Genomic DNA, 10,870 nt, shown 5'->3' on the forward strand with positions numbered 1-10,870 from the left:
AAATTGCGCCTGTATTGTTCGGTTATACGACTTTCGTTATGGTGCAAATATAGATAACCTCGTAAGTAACAGTGAAAAAGTAGTGAAAGTCAAAACTCTGCCTGAAACGCTGGATGTCGCTGTTGAACTAAGGGGTGAATACTTGTGTACAAATGGATTTTGCCTAGTCTGAGCGAAGTATTAGCCGATAGTAAATCAACTATGGGTTTTTGTTCATCTGCTAAAGCTCAACAACAGTGGCGCTTTTGCGTGGCGGCTACACAACAGTTACTATTAAATGCCTTAGAAACGATTGATACGGATGTCACACAAGGATTGGTTTTAGCTGCGCCTGCACCTTTGTTTGATCATCCTAAGTTGACTGAAAGCTTGCAGTCAATAACTTTTACAGCAGAACCGTTTAATCGTTTGGCACTAATGCCATTTCAGATGTCTGATCAAGAAGTGGCGATCGCAGCAGATACAACTATTTATAATGAATCTATTTTACCTCTGCTAAGAACAGATCCCTTAGCAAATGAACAATTTTGTCTAATTTTTACAAAAAAATTTAGATTAATTTTAGTCTTAACAGAAGAAAACGGTCAAAAATCATTTTCATTTTCTTTCGATTCGGAAGTCGTGCAGCAGGCATGGCGGGCGTTAAGTGCTAGGGTAATGTTGAGCAATCCTGATTTATTTGCTGAACTAGAAGAAACGGTACAACATTACTACCCTGCTGCCCCAGATTATCGCATCGTCATGCAGTTTAGCCAATTGTTGCTCACAGAATTACCAGAACAAGAAAATAAAAGCTGGGAAACCACAACTAAAGAAGCAGTCGAAGGAAATGGTGAACGATCTCAAAAAACTGAGATTCATTCTCATCAACCTTCATCAGCAAAACCTGATGTAGAAATGCTGCAAGCTTTTGCTCATGAAGTCCGTACTCCTTTGACAACTATTCGTACTATCACTAGACTATTGCTCAAACAGCGGGATTTACCTGCCAACGCCATTAAGCGATTGAAAATAATTGATCGCGAATGTACTGAGCAAATTGACAGGATGGAATTGCTGTTTAGAGCAGCAGAACTAGAAACATCGGCTACAGATAAAGGGACAAGCACTCAATTGACTGCAATGAGTTTAGACCAGGTGTTGCAGGCGAGTATTCCTCGTTGGCAAGAAGCAGCAACTAGGCGTAACTTGAAGCTAGATGTAGTATTACCTCAGCATTTGCCGACGGTCGTAAGTAATCCTACCATGCTTGATCGAGTTCTCACAGGTTTGATGGAAAATTTTACCCGTAACTTACCTGCTGGTAGCCATATTCAAGTACAAGTCATTCCTGCTGGCGACCAACTAAAGTTGCAATTATTGCCTCTACCTCAAATGGGAGACAACGATGCATCAACTGTATCAACCTGTACACCACCCATTCGCAAAGCTCTTGGTCAATTACTGATGTTCCAACCAGAAACAGGTACAATCAGCTTGAACCTTAATGCAACTAAGCATTTGTTTCAAGCTATTGGTGGAAAACTGATTGTGCGTGAACGTCCCCGTTATGGAGAAATTTTAACAGTTTTCTTACCCCTAGAAGGAGCGGAAAATCAAGAGCATTCAAAATTCAAAATTCAACGTTCAAAAGTATAAGAATAAAACTCAATAAGCTGATGTGCGCTTAGATTAAATATTCTTGCGTTAGGAGTGTCCAGGGTCAACAGTCCAAAGTCCAAGCTAGTCTTTGACTGTGGACTGTTGACTTTTGACAACCTGATCGCAAAATATACAATTTAAATGCATAACAACTTACTGCAATTTGTATATGTTGGCGATCGCTTATATTTAACCCAAGTTGCGGGTTATCAAAATCCGGGTGCTTCTGATCCAGAAATTAGTGCGATCGCCAATGACAAATTGGCGGTTGCGCGTAGCGCAACCACGATTTCGAGCAATCATTACAAGCAGTGTAATGAAGCGGTTTCAGGTATTAATAATTGCTTACTATAGAAATGCTTGTTTCAGGGTAAATGCAAAAATAAATGCTTCCAACTTAAGTATAAACCCTTGCCAAGTACATACGTGGATTGATTTTGGAAACACACAAGTGATGCTACTAAACACTGTTTCAATGTAATGCCTAATATGTTGCTTGATATACTGATTCCACGGTTCATCTTGACGCTTGGAATTTTTTTTCCTCATGACTTTCAAGGATATTTTGCTAGTTTCTTCGAGGTCATCTTCGGCAGTATAATCAGTGTATGCAGCATCAGTATATACTTCGCTGCCTGGTGGTAAATTTAACGGTAAGGCGTTCAATGCTCGCACATCAGAAGCACTACCAGGCATAAAAACAAATTCCACTGGAATACCAGTTTTGGTCGTTAATAACTGAACTCTAACTCCATAAAAATAACGTTTTTTCGATGCAATATAGCCTCTGTACTCTTCAGATTTAATTAACTTGACATTAAAGATCCGAATATTATCACAGATGGGTACAGGAAAAGAGTCTAAAAGATATTCAGTACAATCACTCATTTCTTTCAGTATCATTCCCACTTGATGAAACATATCATTCATCAACATTGATATACTGTGTAATCGTCGGTTGAAGCGTGACTTTTCTAACATATATATGTGGTATCAAGTTGTGGTCTTTCATATAACCGCAAGCTTGACTATGATTACCGTTAAAGAACATCGCGGCGATTATTACCGTTGTAATAATTTCTGCATCACTCATCTTTCGACGGCAGTCTTCGTCATGCCCAATCGCCTTTAATAAGTCGTCAATGATAGCATAGACAGCAATTGTTTCATTTAGCATATACCCCTCCCATATTTGTCTCTGGAGGGGATTTTATTGCTTTAAGTGCTTTTAGCGATCGCCTGTTTGAATAACTAGCAACTTGGGTTATTTATTAAAAATATCTCTCTACGTCTGCAACTATAAACTGACGACATGTCTGCGTGGCTTAGGGTGCTAACTGCGATCGCGGAATTTCTGCCAATATTTTTGGTTTTTCCTGTGATGCTCAATTGGTATCAAAAACTACCAATTAGGTTGGTAATGCCTGATAATGTTGGTAATATTATACCAACTGTTAATTCCAACCAGAAAACTTTGCACTAAAACCGTGATTTGTAAATGAAACGAAAACAATTTTTAACATTCGTCGGCATCGCACTAACTAGCTTGATTTTAGCAGTTGGTTTAGCATTGAGTTCTTCTTCTGTAGTAGCACAGTCAAACACTGAGTTACTTGTGTCTGCTGCTGCGAGTTTAAAAGATGTGATGGAAGAAATTAAGACTAACTACCAACAAACCAAACCTAATATCAACATTAAATATAACTTTGGAGCTTCCGGTGCTTTGCTGCAACAGATTCAGCAGGGAGCGCCTGTAGATGTGTTTATCTCTGCTGGCAAAAAGCAGATAGACACCTTAGAACAATCAGGGCAAATAGTTGCAGGTACCCGTGGAATTTTAGCAAAAAACCGTTTGGTTTTGATCGTGCCAAATAATAGCACAGGTGTTAGCAGCTTTAACAACCTCAAAGATGCCAATATCAAGAAAATTGCTATTGGCGAACCAAGAAGTGTTCCTGCTGGACAATATGCAGAAGAAGCCCTAAAAAAATTGGGTATTTACGAATCAATCAAACCCAAGTTTGTTTATGCTAACAATGTGCGTCAAGTTTTAGCAGCAGTAGAAAGTGGTAATGCTGACGCGGGCTTAGTTTACCAGACTGATGCCAAAATCTCCAATAAAGTCAAAGTCGTCGTGGCTGCTGATGAAAAATACCACTCTCCGATTGTCTATCCATTAGCAGTTTTAAAAAGAACTAAAAATCTAGAGCCAGCAAAAGACTTTCTTCAGTTTCTATCCGGTGAACAAGCTAAAACTGTACTACAAAAATACGGTTTTATCTTGCCTTAATTTCTTGTTCCTGCACTCTGCCTTTTAGAACTATGCCACAAGATTTATCTCCCCTTTGGATATCGCTGAAAACATCTTTACTTGCTACTTTTATTACTTTTTTTCTTGGCATTGGTACTGCATACTGGATGTTCGGATATCGGGGCAAAGGTAAATCATTAATTGAAGGTATTTTAATTGCACCTTTGATTTTACCTCCGACAGTAGTCGGTTTCATCCTACTAGTATTTTTTGGTAAAAATGGGCCGGTGGGAAAACTCATGGAGAGTTGGCAATTAGACTTCAGCATAGTTTTTACTTGGTATGGTGCAGCGATCGCAGCTACAGTAGTTTCTCTACCATTAATGTATAAAACTGCCTTGGGAGCCTTTGAACAAATTGATCAGAATCTCTTGCGGGTAGCCAGAACTCTCGGTGCAACTGAATCAACTATCTTTTGGCGCATCAGTTTACCCTTAGCATTTCCTGGTATCTTAGCGGCAACAACCCTAGCTTTTGCCCGTGCTTTAGGTGAATTCGGTGCAACCTTAATGCTAGCTGGGAATATTCCCGGACAAACACAAACGATCCCCATGGCGATTTATTTTGCTGTGGAAGCTGGAGCGATAGAGGAAGCTTGGTTCTGGTCGATCGCCATTATGGTGATTTCTCTGTCTGGAATAGTTGCTGTTAACTATTGGCAAGAAAATAGAACAGGAGAGAGGAGAAGGGAATATGGGGGACAAGGGGGATATGGGGGACAAGGGAGTGAATTATTTGGGTTAGTTACACAATCTTCAAGTAGTGGACTGATTGTAGATATCGAAAAAATACTTCCTGATTTTTATTTAAAAGTTTCCTTTAATGCTGATCGCCAAGCTTTAGGATTGTTGGGAGGTTCCGGTGCTGGTAAAAGTATGATTTTGCGTTGTATCGCTGGCATTGAGACACCTACTAAAGGCAAGATTATTTTGAATGGTAGGGTGTTGTTTGATTCGGAACAAGGTATTAATGTTCCTAGTCGAGAACGCCGTATTGGTTTTGTGGTTCAAAATTATGCTCTGTTTCCTAATATGACGGTGGCACAAAATATTGCTTTTGGTTTACCTCAGAAGATGTCTGCAAATGCCACTAAGCAACAGGTAGAATCACAATTGATAGATGTGCAATTGTCGGGTTTTGGCGATCGCTATCCGAGTCAACTTTCTGGAGGACAACAGCAACGGGTAGCGATCGCACGGGCTTTATCCAGCCAACCAGAAGCATTACTATTAGATGAGCCATTTTCCGCCCTTGATACGTTTCTGCGTAGTCAACTGGAGCAACAGATGATAGAAACCCTGGCTGATTACCAAGGAATTACCTTGTTTGTGACACATAGTATGGAAGAAGCCTATCGGGTTTGCCCAAATTTGTTAGTGATGGAGGATGGTAAAATCATTCAGCATGGAACAAAATATGATGTGTTTGAGCGACCTGCTACAGTTACAGCTGCCCAGTTAACAGGGTGCAAAAATTTCTCTAATGCTGTAGCTGTTGATTCTGGGCAAATAAAAGCTGTGGACTGGGGTTGTAATCTACAGGTAATTGAAACTATCCCCGATAAATTATCTCATATCGGCATCCGCGCCCATCACATCACCTTTACCAATGACTCTAATCAAAATAATACTTTCAGATGTTGGCTAGTAAGGGCAACTGAAACACCGCACCGGATGACGTTGTTCTTAAAGTTACATTCCTCTGGTACTGCTTATCATGATTACCATCTGCAAGCAGAAGTATTTAAAGAAAAATGGGCAACACTCAAAGACAGACCTATGCCGTGGTATGTGCGTTTAGATCCCTTACGATTGATGTTATTGGATTGACTAATAAACAAAGTTGCGGGTTATCAAATACAAACGCGCCTACCTCATAGAGGTGGGAAGGATGTCAATTGAAACTCATCTGGGTTGAGCGACACCATGATATTTTCAGACTCTACCCGAATGAGCCAGCGATCGCTCATCTTGTCGTTGATCACTACTTCTCGAGCGCAAACAATACCCCTTTTTCCGGCGACGTACTCCGGGTATAGAATCAAAACAACGTTTCCTACTTGAATCTTCTTTGGGTTTTGCAATCGCGTTTTTAGCTTGATATTATATAGACTGATAATAACTTGACCAATAGGCATCAAACCTTAAATTCATAGAAAAAACTGTATAACCTGTATCATTTTGCTGATTTTCTTTGATATAAGAGCAAATATACTCGGTAATACCATTTCACGTTAATCGCGATACACATAAATAATGTAGACGCGATATATCGCGTCTCTACAAAAAAATATGTTTCACTTTTAAAGGAAATTGCTATAAGATGACTAACATCAGGATTTATGGCATCTAAATTGCAATCGCTTTTCAACAATCCCAGCTGGATTGGTGTCGTTTTATCTTTCTACGCTTTTATTGCAATTGGTATCGCTGAGGGAGGTTTGGGTGTTCTCATACCCTCGATTCAAGCAACATTCAATCTGACTTCTGCAACCATCACCTTACTTTTTCTCAGCCAAGTTTCTGGTTACATATTTGCTGCACTGACTAGCAGTCTTCTTAGCAGTCGCATTGGCTTGGCACGGATGTTGTTACTAGCATCTTTTTGTCTGACCTGCGCCCTTGTTTGCTATGCTGTTTCTCCCTACTGGTTATTAATGGTTGCAGCAGGTACATTTCTTGGTTTAGGAATTGGCTTGATTGATGCTGGTATTAATACATATATTGCTAACCACCAAGGTAATGCTGATTTGATGGGTTTACTGCACGCTTTTTATGGTATTGGGGCGTTGCTAGGCCCTGCTGTCGCTACAACACTGCTAGCAATGAACGTCAGTTGGCGGAGTGTGTATTTTGTCATTGCTACCGTTGTTAGTTTTACAGTTCTAAGTATGCTATGGGCTGTTGTGTATAACTACAGACCACTTACGAAACGTACTAATTTGACAGATACGAGTGCAACAGCTAATTTAACTGTAGCCTTGAGAACACCTACAGTGTTGCTAGCTGGATTGTTATTGTTAATCTATGTAGGTATAGAAGCCTCGGTTGGTAACTGGGCTTACAGTGTCCAGGCCCTAAGTCGAGGTACGCCGGAAATGCTTGCAGGCTACAGTGTCAGCGCTTATTGGTTGGGGTTAACCTTGGGACGTTTAGCTACGGGACGTGTAGTGAGATATCTCGGTGCAGTCCGGACTTTGGATAGTGCTTTGATGTTACTGGGAGTCGGTTTAACTGCTTGGTGGTTACTACCGCAACAATTATTTAGTTTACCAATTATTGGCTTTGCTTTGGCTCCCATTTTCCCAATGACAATTTGGTTAATGCCGCAACGAATACCTACTGCAATTGTACCGGCGGGAATTGGTTTTATGACAAGTGTTGCTAGTTTGGGTGCTGCGGGAATTCCGGCGAGTGTTGGCGCTGTTGCAGCCCGTGTTGGTTTGGGGATCATTCCAATTTTGATGATTCCTTTAGTAGTAATCATGGTGATTGTACATCGTTGGCTGGTGAAGCACGCGCCTGCTAACTGACATCTTGCACCAGTTGCAATCAGCCGTAAAATAAGATTTTCGGGTTAAAACCTTAGTCAGTCGGTATTTAACCGACTTTAGCTTTCAGCCCAAATTTTAATTTCGGGCTAGGTGCAAGATATAAGCTAATCAAAATTGATGAGATTTATTTTTTCCAAGGTAGCTTTGTTCCCATTTCAGTCATTGCTGAGAAGATAAGATACAAAATTAGTACACCTACACCAATCAAGAAAAGCACAAAGTCGTGGTTCATATCATGTTTCCTTAAACACGTATGGCGATCGCCATTTAATAAAGTAAAGTTTTTCAGCGCACAATCTTATTAAAATCAATAGTTATTTAGTCAGTTTGATGTAAATTTAAGCCTAGTTGTATGAAGCAACCGGGCTTTTTTGTTGATTAATAACTAGTGATTGTATTTGCATACTAAACGTAATATTAATCCTAAATAGTTGAGCGATAATATAAGTAGAGCTATTCCCCTGTCGAGATGACTCTAAGAAGGCTATAACTCAAGGCGGGGTGATTGAAAATGCTGAAAAAAATAATAAATATTGCTCTGGCAACAACAGTTCTGTTGGGCAGTTTAGGAACTATTAGTTACGCAGTGCAAACGCCCATATCACCTAATTTTGAAAATAACATTGCTCAAACTAGGATCAAACCAAGTACTTCCTCTATAGTCACTGAAGGATTTGAAAAACTTTGTTCTGGACATACTAAGGATGCTTACACTTTATGGTTAAGTCATAGCATTCCTATGCTCCGGGACATGAAGACTCAAATAACTGAGTCTTTGGCTAGCACGCAGGAAAAGATATTTGGCAAATGCACAAGATATATAATGATTGGCTCAGTCTCCTTAACAGAGAAGACCCAAATTGTTTATCTTGAATCAGAGCATGAAAAAGCGCCGCTTTTCTGGCAATTTGTAGTTTATCAAACCCCACAGGGTTGGGAAATTTCATCTTTGAGTTTCCATACAAATCCAAGTGAGACTATTCCAGCATCTCTGTTGAATAGAAGATAAACATACTCTACTCAATTATAAAAATGCCCGATCCAAGTAATAGTTCACCATATTGATTTTGACAAGTTCGCCAGATCCCCGACTTTTGAAAAAAGTCGGGGATCTAAACCCTCGCAACCTGTGAAAATTTGCGTGGCGAAGTAGTAGTAGTTCACCATATTGATTTTGACAAGTTCGCCCTTCCATACGACTGATAAATTCTAATGGACTATAATTTTTAGCGATTATATTGAAAAGCTTGGAATGCTGTCGATGCGATCGCTTATCTTCTCAAAACAACAACACCCAAGCTTCTACTAGCTGATTTATTTCCTCTCTTTGATGATCCTAATTAGGGATGAACTGGATAATTACACACTCGCTATGCAATCCAAGCAGTTACATTACCCTCTATTTACTACTATTTTGAGGAAATGTTAGCGTTCGTCTTGGGTGTTGTTGTTAGTTGGCTAGACAGATGATTAAACAGCGTTTTTTACCTCTCAACTAAATTTAACTTTTTAACTCAAGGCTGTTGTTTGTCTGCCAGGGAAGCTCTATAGCTTCAATTATTAATTTATCACTTCTAATGATAGGTGAATCAAGTATGAAACTAAACTTTACTTTAGTTGATAAACTATCTATCATCTCAGGACTTACGCAAAAATCGCCACAAAGCTTAATTTATCGAACCGCCAAGACGCCAAGAACGCCGAGAATTCATAGAGCGTGCGTAAGTCCTACATCTTTTAAATTTGTTCATTTAAAGTAATATTAATTCAGAAGCTTTGCATATGGCAGTAAACTTTGGTAGACGGGAATTACTCTTAGCCTTGTATGGTTCAGCCGCCTTTGGCACAAGTATAGTGCTGAAAGCTTGCAGTAATCAACAAACTACAACATCCACAACAGCTAATAATGACAATTTTAAAATAGCGATCGCACTTCCTGGAGTCATCACCGATCAAGCTTGGAACCAATCGGGGTATGAAGGTGTACAGCTAGCTAAACAAAAACTAGGTGCAGAAACAGCTTATGTAGAAAAAGTTGCTCAAGCAGATCAAGCAGAAGCACTATCAGATTTTGCTCGTAAAGGTTACAATGTAGTCTTTGCCCACGGTGGACAATTTGATGCAGCCATTGAACAAGTTGCACCCCAATTTCCCAACACGTTTTTTGTTGCTGTTAATGGTGCTGTGAAAGGTGAAAATATCGCCGCTTTGCGAATAGATCACATGCAAGCGAGCTATTTGTGTGGGATTATTGGCGCTTTGATGACAAAATCCAATAAATTAGCTTATATTGCAGGACAAGAATTTGAAGCTACCCAACAAGAATTACGCGGTTTAGAATTAGGAGCAAAATCAGTTAAGCCCAATATGCAAATTACTCCTACCTTTACTGGTGATTGGAATGATGTTGCTAAGGCTAAAGAAGCCACACTTGCTTTAATCTCATCTGGTGCTGATGTGATCTATCAATGGTTGGATAATGCTTCAGCAACTGTTTTGCAAACAGCAAATGATCAAGGAGTCTATGCTTTTGGGAATACGAAAGACCAATTAGAAATCGCACCTAAATCAGTTTTAACAAGTGCGGTCAAACGCATGGATTTAGCAATAGTTTATTTAGCAGAACTTGCTAAACAAAAACAATTAAAAGGACAAATTTATACGATTGGTTTAGAAAGAGCCGATATTTTATCTTTAGGAAAATTTGGGACAATGGTTAGCGTAGCAGTGCAACAAAATGCATTAAATACTAAACAGGAAATAGTTGCCAAAAAAATTACTTTTGAAAACTGTAAAGAAGGTGAGAAAGATACGCGATGTGTGAAAAAGCTAAGGGTTTAAACCCTTAGCTAATACGATTTCACGAAAAGCCTGATACAAATACAGACCCTGTAGAGACGCGATATATCGCGTCTCTACATTATTTATATATATCGCGATTAACGTGAAATGGTATAACAGCACAAATCGTCTTCAGACGACTTATTTACGCATTAGAGGTCAATAGACCTCTTTACCCTCACCCTAAATCCCTCTCCCAAGCTTGCGAGAGGGACTTTTAAATTGGCTCCCCTTCTAGCCAGTAGGGTGTGTTGTCGCGCAGCGCAACGCACCATCAAGAATTCAAGGTGCTGTACATCACTACTACAGGTTTTAAATGTCAATCGATTTATAGAAGCAGTATTAAGACACATTCTAGTGAAATTTGATGAAAGTCAGAGATTTGCAAGATTTTAGCCAAATTTTTGCCTTAAAAATCTGTTTTATGACTTGTGAAGCTAATTTAGAACTCCGAAACCTGATTTAGAACTCCGAAACCTGATTTAGGACTCCGAAACCTGATTTAGAACTCCGAAATCTGATTT

At 39.5% G+C, this 10,870-nt stretch carries 9 protein-coding genes and 1 pseudogene; 8 read left to right on the forward strand and 2 right to left on the reverse strand.

Annotated features, from left to right (window positions below):
* Positions 1-144 precede the first annotated feature (144 nt).
* Together B4U84_RS18910 and B4U84_RS18915 are read left to right on the forward strand one after the other, a co-directional pair.
* Complete coding sequence (locus tag B4U84_RS18910; protein WP_131120037.1) at positions 145-1,638, forward strand: sensor histidine kinase; 1,494 nt, start codon at positions 145-147, stop codon at positions 1,636-1,638.
* 144 nt (positions 1,639-1,782) lie between these two features.
* The gene (locus B4U84_RS18915; protein ID WP_131120039.1) at positions 1,783-1,995 is read left to right on the forward strand and encodes a hypothetical protein; all 213 of its coding nucleotides are present in this window, start codon (positions 1,783-1,785) and stop codon (positions 1,993-1,995) included.
* On the opposite strand, the pseudogene B4U84_RS18920 reads toward B4U84_RS18915, so the two are convergent.
* Positions 1,990-2,818 (reverse strand): annotated as a pseudogene (locus B4U84_RS18920) (IS982 family transposase). The gene B4U84_RS18915 and the pseudogene B4U84_RS18920 overlap by 6 nt on opposite strands.
* A 135-nt stretch (positions 2,819-2,953) precedes the next feature.
* Here B4U84_RS18920 and B4U84_RS30690 point away from each other — a divergent pair.
* Genes B4U84_RS30690 through modB form a run of 3 tightly spaced genes read left to right on the forward strand, consistent with a single transcriptional unit; the run spans position 2,954 to position 5,781 of the window.
* Positions 2,954-3,124 (forward strand): hypothetical protein, encoded by a 171-nt coding sequence (locus B4U84_RS30690; RefSeq protein WP_017310679.1) that lies wholly within the window; start codon positions 2,954-2,956, stop codon positions 3,122-3,124.
* 15 nt (positions 3,125-3,139) lie between these two features.
* Positions 3,140-3,931 carry a molybdate ABC transporter substrate-binding protein gene (gene modA, locus B4U84_RS18925; RefSeq protein WP_131120041.1) on the forward strand — a complete coding sequence of 264 codons (792 nt, stop codon included), beginning with the start codon at positions 3,140-3,142 and terminating at the stop codon, positions 3,929-3,931.
* Between the two features lie 32 nt (positions 3,932-3,963).
* A complete protein-coding gene (gene modB, locus B4U84_RS18930; RefSeq protein ID WP_131120043.1) occupies positions 3,964-5,781 on the forward strand; it encodes a molybdate ABC transporter permease subunit in 1,818 nt (605 codons plus the stop codon).
* 44 nt (positions 5,782-5,825) lie between these two features.
* On the opposite strand, the gene B4U84_RS18935 is transcribed toward modB, so the two are convergent.
* Entirely contained in the window at positions 5,826-6,089 is a 264-nt protein-coding gene (locus tag B4U84_RS18935; protein ID WP_207390967.1) for a hypothetical protein, read from the reverse strand.
* Positions 6,090-6,293: 204 nt separating this feature from the next.
* Between B4U84_RS18935 and B4U84_RS18940 the strand changes: the two genes are divergently transcribed.
* From B4U84_RS18940 to B4U84_RS18950, 3 genes are all read left to right on the forward strand, one after another.
* Positions 6,294-7,484, forward strand: a complete 1,191-nt coding sequence (locus tag B4U84_RS18940; RefSeq protein WP_131120045.1) for an MFS transporter — start codon at positions 6,294-6,296, stop codon at positions 7,482-7,484.
* Between the two features lie 532 nt (positions 7,485-8,016).
* Complete coding sequence (locus B4U84_RS18945; protein ID WP_131120047.1) at positions 8,017-8,514, forward strand: hypothetical protein; 498 nt, start codon at positions 8,017-8,019, stop codon at positions 8,512-8,514.
* 773 nt (positions 8,515-9,287) lie between these two features.
* A complete protein-coding gene (locus B4U84_RS18950; protein WP_131120049.1) occupies positions 9,288-10,346 on the forward strand; it encodes a BMP family protein in 1,059 nt (352 codons plus the stop codon).
* Positions 10,347-10,870: the final 524 nt, after the last annotated feature.

Source organism: Westiellopsis prolifica IICB1 (assembly GCF_004323185.1).
GTDB lineage: Bacteria > Cyanobacteriota > Cyanobacteriia > Cyanobacteriales > Nostocaceae > Pelatocladus > Pelatocladus prolificus_A.